The 17,166-nt window shown below is 62.2% G+C and carries 13 protein-coding genes and 1 pseudogene; 4 read left to right on the forward strand and 10 right to left on the reverse strand.

The window, feature by feature from the left end; translation table 11 throughout:
- Window positions 1–3: 3 nt before the first annotated feature.
- The 9 genes and pseudogenes from C8K44_RS06740 to torT form a co-directional block, all read right to left on the reverse strand.
- Window positions 4–984, reverse strand: coding sequence for an ABC transporter ATP-binding protein (locus C8K44_RS06740; protein ID WP_199227031.1), 981 nt, complete (start codon window positions 982–984; stop codon window positions 4–6).
- A complete protein-coding gene (locus C8K44_RS06745; RefSeq protein WP_109574992.1) occupies window positions 981–1,964 on the reverse strand; it encodes an ABC transporter ATP-binding protein in 984 nt (327 codons plus the stop codon). The genes C8K44_RS06740 and C8K44_RS06745 overlap by 4 nt, the downstream gene beginning before the upstream one ends.
- Window positions 1,957–3,453: an amidohydrolase family protein gene (locus C8K44_RS06750; protein ID WP_109574993.1), complete on the reverse strand. Its 1,497-nt coding sequence runs from the start codon at window positions 3,451–3,453 to the stop codon at window positions 1,957–1,959. Before C8K44_RS06750 ends, C8K44_RS06745 begins: the two co-directional genes overlap by 8 nt.
- Window positions 3,450–4,643 (reverse strand): amidohydrolase family protein, encoded by a 1,194-nt coding sequence (locus C8K44_RS06755; protein WP_109574994.1) that lies wholly within the window; start codon window positions 4,641–4,643, stop codon window positions 3,450–3,452. The genes C8K44_RS06750 and C8K44_RS06755 overlap by 4 nt, the downstream gene beginning before the upstream one ends.
- A gap of 4 nt (window positions 4,644–4,647) precedes the next feature.
- Window positions 4,648–5,598 carry an ABC transporter permease gene (locus C8K44_RS06760; protein WP_109574995.1) on the reverse strand — a complete coding sequence of 317 codons (951 nt, stop codon included), beginning with the start codon at window positions 5,596–5,598 and terminating at the stop codon, window positions 4,648–4,650.
- Between the two features lie 17 nt (window positions 5,599–5,615).
- Window positions 5,616–6,584 (reverse strand): ABC transporter permease, encoded by a 969-nt coding sequence (locus C8K44_RS06765; RefSeq protein ID WP_109574996.1) that lies wholly within the window; start codon window positions 6,582–6,584, stop codon window positions 5,616–5,618.
- Window positions 6,585–7,279: 695 nt separating this feature from the next.
- Window positions 7,280–7,660: pseudogene (locus tag C8K44_RS06770) on the reverse strand (type II toxin-antitoxin system VapC family toxin).
- The gene (locus C8K44_RS06775; RefSeq protein ID WP_109575108.1) at window positions 7,660–7,914 is read right to left on the reverse strand and encodes a type II toxin-antitoxin system VapB family antitoxin; all 255 of its coding nucleotides are present in this window, start codon (window positions 7,912–7,914) and stop codon (window positions 7,660–7,662) included. Before C8K44_RS06775 ends, C8K44_RS06770 begins: the two are co-directional and overlap by 1 nt.
- A gap of 182 nt (window positions 7,915–8,096) precedes the next feature.
- A complete protein-coding gene (torT, locus tag C8K44_RS06780; RefSeq protein WP_348626319.1) occupies window positions 8,097–9,185 on the reverse strand; it encodes a TMAO reductase system periplasmic protein TorT in 1,089 nt (362 codons plus the stop codon).
- A 47-nt stretch (window positions 9,186–9,232) separates the two neighbouring features.
- Here torT and torS point away from each other — a divergent pair, with 47 nt between their 5' ends.
- The gene (gene torS / locus C8K44_RS06785) at window positions 9,233–12,160 is read left to right on the forward strand and encodes a TMAO reductase system sensor histidine kinase/response regulator TorS (protein WP_109574997.1); all 2,928 of its coding nucleotides are present in this window, start codon (window positions 9,233–9,235) and stop codon (window positions 12,158–12,160) included.
- Window positions 12,161–12,166: 6 nt separating this feature from the next.
- On the opposite strand, the gene torR is transcribed toward torS, so the two are convergent.
- The gene (gene torR / locus C8K44_RS06790) at window positions 12,167–12,901 is read right to left on the reverse strand and encodes a two-component system response regulator TorR (protein ID WP_109574998.1); all 735 of its coding nucleotides are present in this window, start codon (window positions 12,899–12,901) and stop codon (window positions 12,167–12,169) included.
- 190 nt (window positions 12,902–13,091) lie between these two features.
- Between torR and C8K44_RS06795 the strand changes: the two genes are divergently transcribed.
- From C8K44_RS06795 to C8K44_RS06805, 3 genes are all read left to right on the forward strand, one after another.
- Window positions 13,092–14,045, forward strand: coding sequence for an ABC transporter substrate-binding protein (locus C8K44_RS06795; protein WP_245417388.1), 954 nt, complete (start codon window positions 13,092–13,094; stop codon window positions 14,043–14,045).
- Window positions 14,046–14,147: 102 nt separating this feature from the next.
- The gene (locus C8K44_RS06800; RefSeq protein WP_109574999.1) at window positions 14,148–15,176 is read left to right on the forward strand and encodes a glycine betaine/L-proline ABC transporter ATP-binding protein; all 1,029 of its coding nucleotides are present in this window, start codon (window positions 14,148–14,150) and stop codon (window positions 15,174–15,176) included.
- Window positions 15,173–17,164 carry an ABC transporter permease subunit gene (locus C8K44_RS06805; protein WP_109575000.1) on the forward strand — a complete coding sequence of 664 codons (1,992 nt, stop codon included), beginning with the start codon at window positions 15,173–15,175 and terminating at the stop codon, window positions 17,162–17,164. Before C8K44_RS06800 ends, C8K44_RS06805 begins: the two co-directional genes overlap by 4 nt.
- Window positions 17,165–17,166 lie beyond the last annotated feature (2 nt).

Genomic DNA, 17,166 nt, shown 5'->3' on the forward strand with positions numbered 1-17,166 from the left:
ACATCATGCGTCTTGCACCAGATGGCAGGCCACGCGCGTTCCGCTGGCGAGCGTGCGCACTGCGGGAAGCTCGCGTGCGCACTGGGCCGTCGCCATCGGGCAACGCGGATGGAAGGTGCAGCCGGATGGCGGCTTGAGCGGGCTCGGCACCTCGCCTGCGGCCACTACCCGGTCCCGGTGAGGCTTTTCAATGTTCGGGATCGTCTGCAACAGCATCTGCGTATAGGGATGCCGCGGCTTGGCGAACAGCTCCTCGGTCTCGCCTTCCTCGACGATGCGCCCGAGATACATCACCGCGATGCGGTCCGACATGTGGCGTACAACGCTCATGTCGTGGCTGATGAACAGGTAGGTCAGCCCGAACTCATCCTGCAGGCGACGCATCAGGTTGAGCACTTGCGCCTGCACCGACACGTCGAGTGCCGAGGTCGGCTCGTCGCAGACCAGGAAGCGCGGCTCGCTGGCGAGAGCGCGGGCGATCGAAATGCGCTGGCGCTGGCCGCCTGAAAATTCATGCGGGAACTTGTCGCCATCGGAGGCCGATAGTCCGACGGTCTTCAACAGTTCCGCCACGCGCTCGTCGATCTCCGCCGCGGTATTCCTGAGCTTCAGCTCGCGGATCGGCTCGGCGATGATGTTCTTCACCCGCCAGCGTGGGTTAAGCGAGGCGTAGGGGTCCTGGAAGATCATCTGGGCCGACAGCGGCTTGCCGTCTTCGCCAGGCGCAAAGCGCATCTCGCCACTGTTTGCCCGGTACAACCCGGTCACCAGGCGCGCGACGGTCGACTTGCCGCAACCACTTTCGCCGACGAGGCTGAGACAACCGCCGAGCGGCACCTCGAAACTGATGTCGTTGACGGCCTGCAGATATTGCCGCGGCTTGCGCTCGACCACGCGGTTGAGCCACGGGGCCGAAACGTCGAACGTCTTGACGAGCCCGTCGACGCTGAGCGCCGAGGTCTTGTGTGCAGTCATCGCGGTCATGCGGTTCCTCCTGCATTGATCCAGCACGCACTAGCTCCCGCACCCGCCGGCGTCAGGCTCGGCCGGTCGCGCGAACAGCGCGGTCCGGCGTCCCTGCAGCGCGGATTGAAGGCGCAACCGTTTGGAATGGCATCGAGCCTCGGCATCGAGCCGTCGATCTGGTTGAGCCGCTCGACACGCGCACCAAGTGCGGGGATCGAAGCCATCAGCCCGCGCGTATAGGGATGCTTTGGCGCATGCAGCACCTCGGCGACAGGCCCGATCTCGACGAGGCGGCCTGCATACATTACCGCGATGCGGTCGGCGGTTTCGGCGATGACGCCCATGTCGTGGGTCACCAGCATCACCGCCGTCTGCTTCTCCTTGCACAGTTTGCGCAATAACGAGGTGATCTGCGCCTGGATCGACACGTCGAGCGCCGTAGTCGGTTCGTCGGCTATGATCAGCTTCGGCGATGCGGCCAGTGCCAGCGCGATGACCACGCGCTGACGCATGCCGCCGGAAAACTGGTGCGGGTACTGGTTGAAGCGGTCTTCCGGCGATGGAATGCCGACATCCTTGAGCAGCGAAATCGCCCGCGCCCTGGCTTCCGCCCGGCCCATGTCGAGATGCTGCCGGATGGTCTCGGTGAGTTGCGCGCCAACCGTGAACAGCGGGTTGAGCGAGGTCAGCGGGTCCTGGAAAATCGCGCCGATCTCGCGGCCGCGGATCGTCTCCATCTCGCGGTCGCTAAGCTGGTCGATGCGACGATCACCGAGCCAGATCTCGCCATCGGCGATGCGGCCCGGCCGCTCGAGCAGGCCCTGGATCGCCAGCCCCGTCATCGACTTGCCGGCACCGGATTCGCCGACCACGCCCAGGATCTCGCCAGGGCGGATCGACAGGCTCACTTCGGAAAGAGCGGTCGCCACCCCGCGGCGGCCAGGGAACTCGACCTTGAGGTTACGTACTTCAAGCACTGCCTTCTCGGTGTCAGCCATTATCGTTGACCTCTATCGGGTAGCTGGGCGGGAAGATCTCCGAAACCGGCGGGTTGGCCCAGCTGCGTTCCGGATACTTGGCGATGAGACCGTCGAACTGGCGCTGGGCCTGCTGGCGTGCCGCCTTCATGTCGATGCCGGCAACCTCGCCGAAGCGCATCGACAGACGCCCGTCGACGAACACGGCCTGCGTTACCTTGCCCGAGCCGCCTGTCACCAGCGTGGTGATCGGATCGATGGATGGCGCCATGACCGCGTCATCCACGCCGAACACTGCAATGTCGGCACGCGCGCCTGGAACAAGCTTGCCCAGGTCGTCGCGGCCAAGCGCCTTGGCGCCGCCAAGCGTTGCGGCATCGAACAGGTCGGCGCTGCGGACACGATCAGGGGCACCGTCGTTGATGCGGCAGGCGATCAGGCCAACGAGCAGGTTCATAAGCATGTCGGCAGGTGTCGTGTCGGTGCCCATCGCGATGTTGATGCCGCGCGCCTTGCACTTCGAGAACGAGTTGAGCGTGCTGCCACCACGTGCCGAGACCAGCGGGCAATGCACGATCGACACGCCGTTGTCGGCATAGAGCCCGAGGTCTTCGTCGGTGGCGTTGGTGGCGTGCGGGGCGATCAGCCGCTCGTTGAGCAGGCCGGCACGCGCCAGCCACACGGGCGCGGTCGTGCCATGCAGCTTGCGGACGGTTTCGACCTCCATCGAGCCCTGCGCCATGTGCAGGCGGATCTTGCAGCCAAGCTCTTCAGCCGCAGCCTGGGTCTGGCGCAGAAGCTCTTCCGTGCAGGTCTCGACGCGATCAGGCACCAGCATGCCACGCACCAGGTCGCCATGACGGCCGGTCTGACGGCCGATATAGTCGACCGCGTCGCGCAGGCCGGCGAGGCCGCGCGCCTCATTGAACACGGCCTCCATCCGACCCGGCGCCTCAAGCACCATGCCACCGGCGCGATAGGCCGGGCTGAGGTAGACACGTAGGCCGAGATCGCCGGCCGCGTCGGCTGCCGCGTCGAACTCGGCGACCGTCTCGCCCCACTCACGATAAAACAGCGAGGCGATGGGGGCTGCGGTGGTGATGCCGTTCAAAAGGAGCTGGCCGAAGGCAAAGCGCTTCTGGAAGGCAAGCTCTTCTTGCGAATACATCTCGTAGGGACCGGCCTCGACATAGTGGCGCGGCCATACGCGGCCCTTGGCCCAGCCCGGGTGATGGTCGATGCCCAAAATGGTGGTGTCGAGATCCGACAGCGCGTCGAGGTCGATGAGGCCAGGGCTGACGAGTGCGGCGCCGAAATCGATGCGGCGAGCGACCTCACCGGTGAAATCGGTGCCGACATAGACAACCTCGCCGCCCTCGACGACGACCTGGCCATTGGGGATCAGCCGGTGGCTGCCATCGCGGTGTCCGAGCACCCAGGCGGCTGTGATCAGCGTACGCCCATCGGGGCGCTTGCCGAGTTCAAGTGTTTCGAGAACCTGCCTGGTCATGGCATTTCCACCGTAGCCTGGCCGTTGCGCGCGGTGACGCGGCCGCCCTTGACGACCAGCGGACGTGGCGCGACATCGACTACCGCATGGGCAAGCGTCTCGCCTGTCAGCAGCGTCAGATCGGCCTTGCAGCCTTCCGCGATGCCGTAGCCCTCGAGACGCATGACATCGGCGCCGCCCTGCGAGACCATGTGCAGCAGATGCGCCAGCTCGATATCCGAACGCAGGCCGTTCTTCATGCCGACGATCTTGGCGCGGTCGAGCATGTCTGGCTGGCCCCAGGGGCCCCAGGTGTCGCGGATGCCGTCGCAGCCGGCGCCGACGCGCACGCCTGCCTGCTTGAGGCGCATGATCGACGGTACCGTTGCCGACGGCGCTCCCGTCGTCAGGATCGCAACGTCCAGTTCGGCGATCTGCTCGATGAGTTGGCCGACGCGCAGATAATCGTTCATGCCGAGCGCAAAGGCGTGGCTGATGGCAACCTTGCCCTGCATGCCGTTGGCGCGGATGCGCTCGAACATCAGTTCCATGGTGAAGGCGCCGAGATCGCCCGCCTCATGCAGGTGGATGTCGATAGGGCACTGGTGCTTAAGAGCCAGCGCAAAGATGGCGTCCAACTGGCCCTTGGGGTCGCGGTCGATGCCGCAAGGATCGATACCGCCGAGAACCTCGCAGCCCTGGCCTAGCGCCTCGTCGAGCAATTCCAGCGTGCCGGGCATGACCATGACGCCCGACTGCGGGAAGGCGACGATCTCGATGTCGATGATGCCCTTGAGCTTTTCGCGCGTCTCCATCACGCCTTCGACGATCAACAGGCCATGCGTCGGGTCGATGTCGACATGGCTGCGGATATGGGTGGCGCCATGCGCGGCAAGGCCGATGGCGTGCCGCATCGACTGGCGATGCGGGTCGATGCCAATCTCGATGCGGTTCTCGCGCTCGAAGTCGATGCGCTCGCGCAGCACGGCGCGGCGATTGTTTTCGTGCCAGGGCATGCCCCAGGTTGTCTTGTCCAGGTGGGTATGCGCGTCGATCAGGCCGGGAACGGCGATCGCGCCCTTGCCGTCCTCGACAGGCATGCCGGGGTCCGCCTCGAAGCGGCCGACACCGACGATCCGTCCGTTGCGGATCAGCAGGTCGGAGTTCGCGCCGCCATAGGGACGAACATTGCGCAGCAACAGACTAGTCATGCACTTACCTCAGTTTCGGATTAAGCACGTCACGCAGCCAGTCGCCGAGGATGTTGACGACGACGACGAGCAGGCAGAGCTGGATCACCGGGAACAGCACGATCCACCACGAGCCGGAAAACAGGAACTGGTTGCCGATGCGGATCAGCGTTCCGAGCGAAGGCTGGTCGGGCGGCATGCCGATGCCCAGGAACGACAAGGTCGCCTCTGTCAGGATCGCCATGCCGAAGTTCAGCGTGGCGGCGACCAGCACCGGCGTCAGCGTGTTAGGCAGAATGTGATAGGCCAGGATACGGCGCGGCGGCACCTTGAGCAGCCTTGCCGCCTGCACATATTCCTTGTTGCGCTCGACGATTGTCTGGGCGCGCACCGTGCGGGCATATTGCACCCACGCCGACAGCGAGATCGCCAGCACAAGCACGGCCGCAGCACCAATCTCACGCAGGTTGTCCGGCAGCAATTGCCGCGCAACGGTCGACACCAGGATGGCGATCAGGATTGTCGGGATCGACAGGGTGATGTCGCCGAAGCGCATCAGGAGATTGTCGGCGAAGCCGCCGAAGAAGCCGGCACACAGGCCTGCGGTCATGCCGATCAGCAACGACAGCGCCACCGAGCCGAGGCCGATGAAAATGGAGATGCGCGTGCCGTAGAGGATGGCCGAAAGCATGTCGCGGCCTTGCGTGTCGGTGCCGAGCAGGTAGGGCCATTCGCCCGTCGGCTCCCAGATCGGCGGCAGCTCGGCCTTCCACATGTCGAGCTGGGCCGCATCGTAGGGGTTCTGCGGCGCGATCAGCGGTGCGAACACCGCAGCAAGCACCAGGATGGCCAGCACAAGGGCAGCGATCATCGCCGACTTGCTGTGGGTGAAGGACCACCAGACATCGCTGTTGCGGATGCGTTTCAGCATGGTGGGACGCGCCACGGCGCCCGGTTTGGTAACGTCGGTTGTCATCGACTAGCCTCCCGCTGTCAGTGCGAGCTACGCAGGCGCGGATCGATCACCGCATAGGTGATGTCGACCAGCGTGTTCAGCGCGACGAAGATGAATGAAATGATGCAGAGATAGGCGGCCATGACAGGGATATCGAGGAAGGTCACCGCCTGGATGAACAGCATGCCCATTCCAGGCCACTGGAAGACTGTCTCCGTGATCAGCGCAAATGCGATCAGCGAACCGATGTTCATCGCTGTCATGGTGACGACCGGCATCAGGCAGTTGCGCAGAGCATGGCGGAAATAGATGCGCCAGCGCGGAATGCCTCGGGCCCGGGCGAATTTCACAAAATCGGAACGCAGCACTTCGAGCATCTCGGCGCGCACGAGGCGCATGATCAGCGTGATCTGGTAGAGCGACAGTGCGATGGCTGGAAGGATCAACGCCGCACGTCCCGAAGGCGTGAGCAGGCCCGTCGACCACCAGCCGACCTGTACCACCTCACCGCGACCGAAGGACGGCGACCAACCTAGAATGACCGAAAACACCAAGATGAGCAGGATGCCGACGACGAAACTTGGAAGCGAAACGCCGATGATCGACAGGAACTGCAGCGTTTCGGTGTACCATCGCCCTCGCTTGATTGCGGTGAGCACGCCGAGAGGCAGGCCGGCGAACAACGAGATCAAGGTCGCCACCAGCACCAGTTCAAGCGTCGCTGGGAAGCGTTCGCCGATCAGCGTCAGCACGTCCTGGCCGTTTCGGTAGGAAATGCCGAAATCGCCCCGCGCCGCATTGCCGACAAAGTGCACGAACTGCGTGACGACACTGTCATTGAGACCCAGCCGCTCACGCAGGGCGTCACGGTCGGCCTGCGTCGTCTGCTCGGTGACCATGAGTTCGACTGGGTCGCCGGCAAGGCGAAAGATCAGGAAAGCGAGCATGGCAACCGCGAGCATGACCATGACGGCATTGCCAATGCGGCTGATAATGAAAACCAGCATTTGAAGCCTCGTCAGTTAGGCAGGGAGCGGAGTTTGCTCCGCTTGCAAGCGGACTGATGCGCCGAGCGGCCAAAGGCAACAATTTCGCCGCTGGTTCTCCCAACACGGACGTCGGCAGCGCGGCCTACCAGTGACGGTCGCTGCCAGAGCAAGGTCTTGAACATCCTCTATCCTCCCACTTGAGGTGGCGCCTTCGTTTTCGAAGGTCATTATTCTCAAGCCGACGCGACGCGGGCCGACGTCCACCATCTGGCGGAGCGAGCTTCCCAACTCCGGCGGCCGCTGTCTTCGCTGACCGCTCGACGGAGCAATCACTCAGTACGGCATACCTATCGTGCTGCCATATTCGTAAGCCGCCGCAGATTGTCAACTACTTTGTCGACAATCTGCGGCCAATTAGGCGACTATTGTGGCGACAGGCCTGTGCCGGTCGTTATCGAGACTGCCTGTTAGTGTCGAGCGTACGCGAGCGCTGCCAGCTCGCTCCGGCAAAAGTCCAACGAGTCCTGTGTCGGATTTGCCTATCGCTTACGCTACCGTCGACGACGACGCGGCTGGGCCGTCGATGACGTGCCAGCGCGCATCGTTGGAGATTTTCTTGGGCGAGGGCAGATCACGCTGCTCGCTGAACCGGAATTGAGCGTTTCTATCGCCTAGACTGTCGATAGCGCCACTCGCCGTGAAACCTTGATGGCTCATTTCCCTCGCATCGCCGCTCGGACGTCGGTTTGCGAAAAATCGTTGCCTTTGAAGAGGAGGGTTCATCGGCCAGCCTGGCGAGCGCGTAGGAGAAACAATCCCCATAATTCAGTCCTTGCCGTAGCGTCGCCACGCGCGCCGGGCCTGATCGGCGTGCTCAGCGTCGACCCCGACGATCTCGACACCCAACCTTGCCAGCCACAGATCGAGTTCGGCCCCGCCCGGTTCGCCGAAGCGCGTCTCAAGCACCATGGCCGCTTCAAACACCTGGCAGCCGAGATGAGGCGCACGGAATCCTCCGCGATCAACTCTTCGAAGGTCACCGCTTCAGCTTGGTTCTGGGCGATCGCCACAATTGCCGATGTATCAATGACCATCAGCTTGGCAGCCCGCTTTCGTCGTAGCCAACTATGTCGTCGGCGCTACGGCTGTCGAGAACGGGCATGGCACCCCAGCGCCGCCGACTGGCAGCAAGATCCTCCAGCAGCGCGGCCTTGCGCGTGTCGGATCCGAGCCTACGTATTCTCTCCTCGAGAGCGCGGCGGGTGGCGACGGTAATTGTTTCGCCTGTTCGTTCCGCAAGGCTGCAGGCAAGGCGCTCGGTCTGGGGATCCTTGATGCTCAGCGCCATTGGGGTCTCCATCTACCTAAGTGTCTATATTCTACCTAAATGGTCTGCCGTGCACCGAACTGCAATTGGAAATGGAAATGGAATGCTGACGTTGGCGCAAGCATGATAGAAATCTATTTGACGGCCGGACACAGCGAGCCAAGGGATTTGCGGCTCAAGCAGCCGCGACACTGGCGCGGTTTTTACTGAACTTCGAAGGTCGGCTTGAACCAGGCCGGGGCGAGGCTGCGCTCCAGGTCAAGTGACTGGACATTGGTCCGATCGATCACTTCGACCGGCGGTCCGACATGGCGGTAGCGCAGCGTGCCCTCGATCGCCCGGATGGCCTGGTCGATAGCGATGCGTCCTTGCAGTGGCGGCGAGTCCGTAGGTGCTGCCACCACCTTGCCCCTGATGATCTCCCTGTAGGTGCCGTGCGTGAAGTAGTCGGCCAGGATCTGGACATGGTTCGCCCTGCCTTGCGCCCTCAAAATGCTGACCGCAGCGTCGGCGGTTGGGGCGCTGCCGACGATGTAGTCGATGTCGGGTTCGGCCTCGAGCAGTTCTTCGATCAGCAGCAGCTGTATCTCGACGCCGGTGTCGCCCCATTTGACGGCAGCGATGTTTGCAGAACTCTGCTTCAGTGCGCGTTGGAAACCGGTTTCCACGAACTTGACCCAGCCTGCGCCCTTGGGTCCCGGGAACCATGCCACCTTGACCGGCATCGATCCGGTCGGGTGGAGGCGAGCGAGATAGGCGCCGATCGACTGGCCCATCTCTTCCCACGAAACGCCGGTCTTCGCCGCAATGCCAGCGTCATCGATATCGTTCACTGTAGCGATCACCGGGATGCGCTGGGCGATTTCCTTGATTGTCGGCGTCAGGCCTTCATAAGAAACCGTGCCGACAATGAGCGCATCGGCGTTGGCGCTGCAGGTGCGAATCTGCTCGATCTGGCGATCGACATTCGGATATCCGCCTGCCTCGACGACGGTCAGCTTGACGCCCGCCGAGCGCGCCTGCTCAACCATGCCGTAGTTGACGCTGACCCAGTACGAATCCTTGAGATGCGGGTAGGAGGCACAAATGCGCCAGGACTTGGCGGCCTTGCCAACAGGTTCGTAGTCAATGGTGGTTGGTTGCCGCGAATAGTCGAAAGGCGGTTCCCAGGCATTCAGTTTCCAGGTCACCGCCGTGTCCGCAGCCGTGGCATCATGGCAGGCGAGGGGCGCCAGAAAGGCAGCGGAAAACAGGCCCAGCCATAGGCTACTAACGCGAGATTTCATCGCCATACGCTAGACAGCTTACGTTGGCAGCGCAAACCATGGTTTAATGAACCATGCTTCATAGGTTCGGCATCGGCGGGAGGCTGTTCCTCGCCTTCCTGTGCATCACTGGCTTGTCTGTGACATCCGGCGTCGTGAGCTGGCTGATCCTGCGCAACATTGCCGATGCCCAGGCCGTGGTGAACGCACAGGCGCTGCCGGCCGTCGCCGCCACCCAGCGCACCGCAGAACTCAGCGCCAAGCTGATCGCCACGGCACCCGCCCTTGCGGCTGTACGCTCGCGCGACGAGTTGCAGGCCGAGCAGGCCAAGCTCGCCACGCTATCGCAGGAAATCGTCAAGTCGTTGGCCGAGGTCCAGCGCCTCTCTATCGACCCCGAACTCGTAGAAGCCTTTGCCGGGTCGGTCGAAAAGATGCTGGCGAACCTCAAGCAAAACAACGACCTGGTCCGGCAGCGGCTGGAAGAGGACAAGGCATATCGAGAAGGTGCCGAAGCGGCAGCAACGGCGGCCCAGTCGATTCTGCTGCTGTCTGAAACCTTGATTTCCAACGCGTCTGCCGGTGCATCGGCGGTGACGGCGAGTCTCTACGGCCTGATCGGCGATCCCGGCCGCCGCGAGGACGCCTATACCGCGCTTGACAGGCTGATCGAGCACGACATCTATCTCATGGAGCGGATGTACGAGCTTCGCCACCGAAGCGCCCAGGTCAGCCTGTTGATCAACAGGTTGAGCCGTGCTGAATCGAAGGCCGAGATCAATGAGATCAGCGGCATCTTCCACGATCATGTGAAGGTCATAAGACGGCGTATCTTGAGCATTGACGACCCGGTGCGCCGCAAGCAGGGCGTGGAGTTCTTCCGCGCCATCGAGGCAGCTGCCGGCGACGTGCCGGTCGCGGGCTCGATCTTCGGCCGTCGCCAGCATGTTGTCGATCTGGCCGGCAACCTCGATGACATGGCGCAAGCCAATAGCGAGCTTGCCGTGACGCAGAACCAGGTTGCGCGGAACATTCTCGACCGCTCCGACGAATTTGCCAGGACTACGGCCGAACGTGCCGACAACGCCGTTCGCATCGGCGTCATGGTGCTCGTCGTGACACTGCTTGGTGCAATCCTCGCCTCGGGCGCCATCGTTTGGTTCTATGTCGAGCGCAATCTTGTGCGCCGTCTCAGCGGCCTATCGCGCGCCATGCAGCGCCTGACGGCAGGCGACCTTGACGTCACTGTCACCGACACCGGCGACGACGAATTGCGCACCATGGCCATTGCCGTCAACCAGTTCCGCGACGAGTCGCGGCGGCGGCTCGAGTTGGAACAAGAACGCGAGCGCATCACCGACGAACTCAGGCGTCATCGCGAAGAACTGCAGCAACTGGTCGAAGAGCAGACGGAGCAGATCAGGCTGGTCAACAAACGCTTGCGTCAGGAGGCTATCGACCATGGCGAAGCACGCGCCCGGGCCGAACAGGCCAGCAGCGCCAAGTCGGCCTTTCTTGCCACGATGAGCCACGAGATACGCACGCCGATGACGGGCATGCTGGGCATGATGCGCCTCCTTTCCGACACCAGGCTGGGTCCCAAGCAACGCGAGCACCTGTCGGTCGCGGCGAGTTCAGGCGAGGCATTGCTCGGCATCTTGAACGCCATCCTCGATTACTCGAAGGTCGAGTCGGGCAATGTCGAGATCGAAAAGGTCGATTTCGACCTTTCGGAACTGGTTGCCGGTGTCGTTACCTTCATGCGGCCGATGGCGGCTGAAAAGGGTCTCGATCTCAGACTCAAAATCGATCCAAAGCTTGGAGGAGCGTTTACCGCCGACGCGGGCAAGATACGTCAGATCCTGTTCAATCTGGTGAGCAACGCGATCAAGTTCACCGAACATGGCCACGTTGTGGTTGCGGTCGAGGTCGTCGGCCATCGCAAGACGGTTCAAAATGTTCGCCTGGCCGTTTCGGATACCGGTATCGGTATCTCGACGGAACGCCAGGAAGATATCTTCCAGGCGTTTGCCCAGATGGATGTCTCGATCACCCGACGTTTCGGCGGAACCGGATTGGGACTGGCCATCAGCCGTGAATTTGCCCGCCTGCTTGGCGCAGAGCTCGCAGTCAGCTCGCAGCCGGGCAAGGGCAGCGTTTTCGCATTTGAGATCCCATTGGATAGGTCACTGAGCCCGGGCCCTTCCAAGCAAAGGAGTCGGCGAGCGCGCAAGCCCACCACATTGCCACGCGCTATCCTGGTGGTCGAGGACGACGATGCGACACGATTGGTCTCGACGACGCTGCTGTCCAAGGCTGGCCACCGGGTAGTGGCGGTAAGTTCGGGTTATCTGGCACTCAAGGCGATTGCAGAGTTCAGGCCAGATCTTGTGGTCATGGACGTCAGCCTGCCCGGCATCGACGGCATCGAGACGATGAGACGGCTACGCGCCGCACTCTCCGCGCCCGATCTGCCTGTCGTGGCGATGTCAGCGCATGTGTTCAAGACCGACATCGACCGCTATCTTGATGCGGGTGTCACTGCCTTTGTCGCTAAGCCGATCGTCCATGAACAATTGCTCGATGCGATTGCGGCACTGTCCGATCAAGCCGCGCATTTTGACGCCCAATCGGTCGCGGCCCTTGATGTGGTGGCCTGCCAGGCCGATGTCGACGCTCTCGGAACCGAAACAGTGCGGCGCCTGCACCACATTGCCCATGACAGCTTGCCACGCCGTTTTCAGTCGATGCGGGATGCGCTCAAAACTGGGGACCGGGAGGCACTGCGCGACCTTGCCCATGCCACGCGAAGCACGGCCGGTTCACTTGGGTTTCCACGTCTGTTGAAGCTGGCAGAAATGCTTGAGGAGGCCGTAGAGCACGCGCCGTTGCGCGAGCTGCAGAAATTGGTCAACGCGTCCGAGCAGGCCTTCGGCGAGGGCTCGCAGCAATGGCAGAAAATGCTGGGAGAGATGGTCGATCCAGCAGCTTCGGCACGGTGATTTCCGTCAAAAAGCCATCGCCCCATGTGCCGGCTGGCTGGCGTCGGGGGCGAAGAAATAGCCTTCGCCATGGGCCGTGACGATGATGCGCGGCGCGCGCGGGTTGTCGTTCAGTTTTTGCCTTAGCCGTCTCACGAGCACATCGACCGTGCGGTCGCTGGCGTCCCACTCGCGCCGCGAAATCTCGTGCAACAAGCGCTCGCGTGACAACACCTGACCGGGATTTGCGGTCAGCACTGACAGAAGCTTGAATTCCGCGCCCGTCAACTCGACGAACGTTCCATCGGTAGCCTGTAGTGTGCGGCGCGACACTTCGAGCGTCCAGCCGTAAAAATGGCGTGGGCCTACCGTGACGCCAATTTGGCGGCCCTTGCCGACTCGGCGGAGCAGGCCTTTCACCCTGGCAAGCAGCTCGCGATGCTCGACGGGCTTCGTGACATAGTCATCGGCCCCGATTTCGAGCCCTACGATGCGGTCGACCGTATCGGTCCTGCCGGTGACCAAAATGATACCGACGTCGGAGCGCTCACGCTGCTCACGGGTGAGCTTGAGGCCATCCTCGCCCGGCAGGTTGATGTCGATCATCAGCAGATCGGCAGGGTAACGCCCCATGATGGAACGCATCTGTTCGCCATCCCCCGCCTCACTGACCTTGTAGCCTTCGGCCAGGAAATAACCCGCGAGCTTAGCCCTTGTGACCGGATCATCCTCCACGATCACGATGTGATGTTGAGCCCGCATGCCATTTTATCCTCCCACGTCTTGTTAACATATTTTCACAATTCAGGCCACGACTTTTACACCCCGCCCGACACCGGTTCACTTCTCCCCGCTATGTTTGCAGGGCTGGAGCGGAAAAGGCACAGGCCCGCAGAGGCTGACATCCGAAACTCCACGGGAACGATCGCAACACAAAACAATGGGAGCTTCAATGAGCAAGTTCACGAAGTCTGCGAGCATGGCCGCGATTTTGGCATTCGCGACAGGCTCGGCTTTCGCCGAGGATTCCACTGACGTCATCAAAATTCCGACCCACAACTGGTCCAGCCAGATTGTCGGCGCCCACATCGTGGGCAAGTTGCTCGAAAAGGGCGGCGCCAAGGTCGAATACGTTTCCGCAGACAGTCAGGTAGTCTACACAGCACTTTGCGAAGGTGACGTCAGTCTTGTGCATGAGGTCTGGGAAGGCGCCTTCGGCGTCGCGTTCCAGAAGGTGGTCAAGGAAGGCTGCGTCGTTGACGCGGCTACTCATGACGCCAAGACGCGCGAGGAGTGGTGGTACCCAACCTATGTCGAGGAGGTCTGTCCGGGCCTGCCGGCATGGGAAGCTTTGAACGCCTGCGCCGACAAGTTTGCCACCGCCGAAACCGCGCCGAAGGGACGATTCCTTGGCGGTCCTGTGGACTGGCTCAAGCATGACGCCGAACGCGTCGAAGCACTGGGCATGAATTTCGAAGTGGTCAATGCCGGTTCGGCAGCCGCGCTGTGGGCCGAGCTCGATTCCGCCTTCAAGCGCAAGGAACCGATCGTTCTTTTCAACTGGACGCCGAATTTCGTCGAAGCGCTGTATGACGGCAAGTTCGTCGAGTTTCCGGCCTTTGATCCCAAGTGCAAGGACGATCCGGCCTGGGGCTCCAACAAGGAGCTGAGCTACGACTGCGGCAATCCGAAAGACGGTTATCTGAAGATCGCCGCGTGGAAGGAATTCCCCACCAAATGGCCCAAGGCCTATGCGATCCTGCGGAAGATCAACTTCTCCAACATGGACATCGCGGTTCAGGCCAAGCTGGCGGACATCGACAACATGGAGCCCGAAGAGGCCGCCGACAAATGGTTGGCCGACAACGAAGGGCGTTGGAAGACCTGGCTGGGTTCGGGTAGCTAACTCCTCCATCGACAGGTCGTAGCGTCGTGGCGCTTGCGCAGAGCAGGCGTCACTTCGCTCGCACGCACCCATCGGCCACCTTGGCGAGAGGCAAAACTCGACATGACCGAAGCAAAAATCGCATGCCGCAACCTTTGGAAACTCTACGGCTCTGATCCGGCCGGCTTCCTGCGCCGGCACGGCGGCAATCCTTCGATCGACACCATCAGGGCCGAGGGCTATGTTCCTGCCGTCCGCGACGTCTCCTTTGAGGTGATGCCGGGAGAAATCCTTGTCGTCATGGGCCTGTCAGGCTCCGGCAAATCGACCTTGCTGCGTTGCCTTGCACGGTTGATCGAACCAACCGCCGGCGAAGTGATGTTCGAGGGCAGCGATATCCTTGCTGCTTCTGAGCGAGAACTGATCGATCTCAGGCGTCACAAGATGGGAATGGTGTTTCAGCATTTCGCGCTATTGCCGCATCGCACAGTGCTCGACAATGTCGCGTTTCCGCTACAGGTTCGAGGCACCGACCGGCAGAAGCGCGAGCTGCGTGCTCGCGAAGTGATTGAACTTGTCGGCCTAAAGGGCCGTGAGGGTTACTATCCACGCGAGCTCTCGGGTGGCCAGCAGCAGCGTGTAGGTATTGCCCGCTCGCTCGCCGTCGGCCCGGATGTGTGGTTCCTCGATGAGCCCTTCTCGGCGCTCGACCCCTTGATCCGCCGCGAAATGCAAGACGAGTTCCTGCGCCTGCAAAGGGTCCTCAACAAGACCATCGTCTTCATCACCCACGACTTCGACGAAGCCATCCGTGTCGCCGACAGGATCGCCATCATGAAGGATGGCGTCGTCGAACAACTCGGCACCGCCGAAGAACTGATAACGTGCCCGGCAACGCCTTATGTCGCCGAGTTCACGCGCAACGTATCTCACGATCGCCTGCTGTCCGTGCGCGCATTCATGGCGCCCGCATCCTCCCGCAAGCCGGACGCTGCAGCCATCCAGGCGCAGGCGTTGCTCGCCAGCGTTGCCCGTCAGGTGCTGACGTCGGAGCGGCCTGTCGACGTTGTCGACGACGCCGGTGCGCTGGTCGGCACGCTCAGCCGCGACAGCCTGATCGACGCGCTCTACGGCAAGGAGGAGCACGCATGAGCGCCGCGACTCTGACTCGTCACGAAGAAATCGAACCGCAAAGGCAGCTTGCCTCGGTGACCAAGCCGCTGCTGGTCGTGCTCCCTTTTGTCGTCCTGCTGCTTGCCGCCTCGCTGCTGCCCGACTGGGCGGTGCAGGTGCCCAAGGGCTGGACGATCCCCTTCGTCGACTGGGCGAATACGGTGATCGAGCACTTGCGCGACGACGCGATCTTCGGGCTGTTTTCGTTCCGAGACCTGACGCGGGCGATCGCCGAGATGATCACGTTGCCGTTGGCCTTCGTTGAGGGTCTGCTGGTCGCCGGTTTCCCTAACATCGGCGTCGCCGCCATGCCCTGGGTGATGACCGCCGGTCTCTCCGGCGTGCTCGGCTGGTACCTGAGAGACTGGCGCCTTGGCGCGCTCGCCGCCGGCTGCGTCGCCTATATGGCGATCTTCGGCAAATGGGAGTTGTCGATGATCACCTTGTCGGTGGTGCTTGTCGCGGCCCCCATCGCGGGCCTCATCGGTTTCGGCATCGGCATTCTCGCAGTCAAAAAGCAGTGGTTCGAAGCGCTCATCGTGCCATTCCTTAACGTACTGCAGTCGCTGCCGCATTTTTCCTACCTGATCCCGATCGCCGTGTTTATCGGCGTCGGCCACAAGGCCGGCGCGATCGCGACAGTCATCTTCGCCATCCCGCCGATGGCCCGCCTCACCATTCTCGGCCTCAATGGCGTTGCCGAGGAAGTTCGCGAGGCAGGCAAGATGGCCGGCTGCACCCGCTTCCAGACCTTGTGGATGGTCGAGATCCCGTCCGCCCGCCAGCCACTGCTCGTCGGCGTGAACCAGGTCATCATGCAGTGCCTTGCGATGGTCGTCATCGCCTCCTTCGTCGGCGCACGGGGCCTCGGCCATGACCTGTTGTTCCGGCTCCAGGCGCTGAAGATCGGCCAAGCGCTTGAAAGCGGCGTCGCCATCGTGCTGATGGCAATCACGCTCGACCAGCTGAGCCGGGCGGCGGCCCATAAAGAACCTGCGCACGTCTCATCCGACGCTACATTGTTGCAGCGTTTTCCGTTCCTCGCCGCTAGCGTGGCGGTCATTGCCGCTTCGCTGCTGTTGGCCACCGCAACCCCCATCGCGCAGGCCTGGCCTTCGGAACTCACCCTCAGCACGGCACCCTTTTGGGACGCGCTCGTCGATTGGGTCACGGTCACGCTCTACGATCCGCTGCAACATCTGCGCAACGCGATGCTGCTCTACGTGCTTATCCCCGTCCGCGACCTGTTCCAGAGCATTCCCTGGATAGCGATGGTGGCGCTTGTCGCGGCGGCCGGCTGGTCGCTGGGCGGTCTGCGCCTTGCGCTCACTGTCTCTGGCCTCGTGCTGTTCATCGCATTCGCCGGCTATTGGGAGCGCTCGCTGATCACCGCTTACATGGTCGCGGTCGCGGTTTTGATCTGCATCGCGATCGGCCTGCCGATCGGCATCTGGGCATCGCATAGCGAGCGCCGCACCGGCATCGCCAAGTTGTTGTGCGACACCTTTCAGACCTTCCCGTCCTTCATCTACCTGATCCCCGTCATCATGCTGTTCAAGGTTGGTGACGTCGCGGCGATTTCGGCGATCATCATCTACGCAATGATCCCGATCGTCCGCTACACCATCTTCGGTCTGCGCAACGTTCCATCCGAAATCGTCGAGGCCGGCATCACCTCCGGCTGCACCAGGCGGCAATTATTGTGGAACATCCGCATGCCGCTCGCGTTCCCGGAGATCATGCTCGGCATTAACCAGACGATCATGTTCGCGCTGTTCATGGTCATTATCGCGGCCTTCATCGGCACAAAGGACATCGGCCAGGAGATTTTCCGGGCCCTGACCTTCAACGATGCCGGCAAGGGCCTCGTGCTTGGTCTCTGCGTCGCCTTCATGGGTCTCACCGCCGACCAGTTGATCACCGCCTGGGCAGCGAAACGAAAGCAGCGTCTAGGCTTGGCGTCTTGAGG

The sequence above is a fragment of the Aminobacter sp. AP02 genome, from assembly GCF_003148805.1.
Lineage (GTDB): Bacteria > Pseudomonadota > Alphaproteobacteria > Rhizobiales > Rhizobiaceae > Aminobacter.

Bases quoted from the DNA above. Each gene is read 5' to 3' on its own strand.
- C8K44_RS06740 (WP_199227031.1), bottom strand. From the start codon at position 984: ATGACCGCGATGACTGCACACAAGACCTCGGCGCTCAGCGTCGACGGG.
- C8K44_RS06745 (WP_109574992.1), bottom strand. From the start codon at position 1,964: ATGGCTGACACCGAGAAGGCAGTGCTTGAAGTACGTAACCTCAAGGTC.
- C8K44_RS06750 (WP_109574993.1), bottom strand. From the start codon at position 3,453: ATGACCAGGCAGGTTCTCGAAACACTTGAACTCGGCAAGCGCCCCGAT.
- C8K44_RS06755 (WP_109574994.1), bottom strand. From the start codon at position 4,643: ATGACTAGTCTGTTGCTGCGCAATGTTCGTCCCTATGGCGGCGCGAAC.
- C8K44_RS06760 (WP_109574995.1), bottom strand. From the start codon at position 5,598: ATGACAACCGACGTTACCAAACCGGGCGCCGTGGCGCGTCCCACCATG.
- C8K44_RS06765 (WP_109574996.1), bottom strand. From the start codon at position 6,584: ATGCTGGTTTTCATTATCAGCCGCATTGGCAATGCCGTCATGGTCATG.
- C8K44_RS06775 (WP_109575108.1), bottom strand. From the start codon at position 7,914: ATGGCGCTGAGCATCAAGGATCCCCAGACCGAGCGCCTTGCCTGCAGC.
- torT (WP_348626319.1), bottom strand. From the start codon at position 9,185: ATGGCGATGAAATCTCGCGTTAGTAGCCTATGGCTGGGCCTGTTTTCC.
- torS (WP_109574997.1), top strand. From the start codon at position 9,233: ATGCTTCATAGGTTCGGCATCGGCGGGAGGCTGTTCCTCGCCTTCCTG.
- torR (WP_109574998.1), bottom strand. From the start codon at position 12,901: ATGCGGGCTCAACATCACATCGTGATCGTGGAGGATGATCCGGTCACA.
- C8K44_RS06795 (WP_245417388.1), top strand. From the start codon at position 13,092: ATGAGCAAGTTCACGAAGTCTGCGAGCATGGCCGCGATTTTGGCATTC.
- C8K44_RS06800 (WP_109574999.1), top strand. From the start codon at position 14,148: ATGACCGAAGCAAAAATCGCATGCCGCAACCTTTGGAAACTCTACGGC.
- C8K44_RS06805 (WP_109575000.1), top strand. From the start codon at position 15,173: ATGAGCGCCGCGACTCTGACTCGTCACGAAGAAATCGAACCGCAAAGG.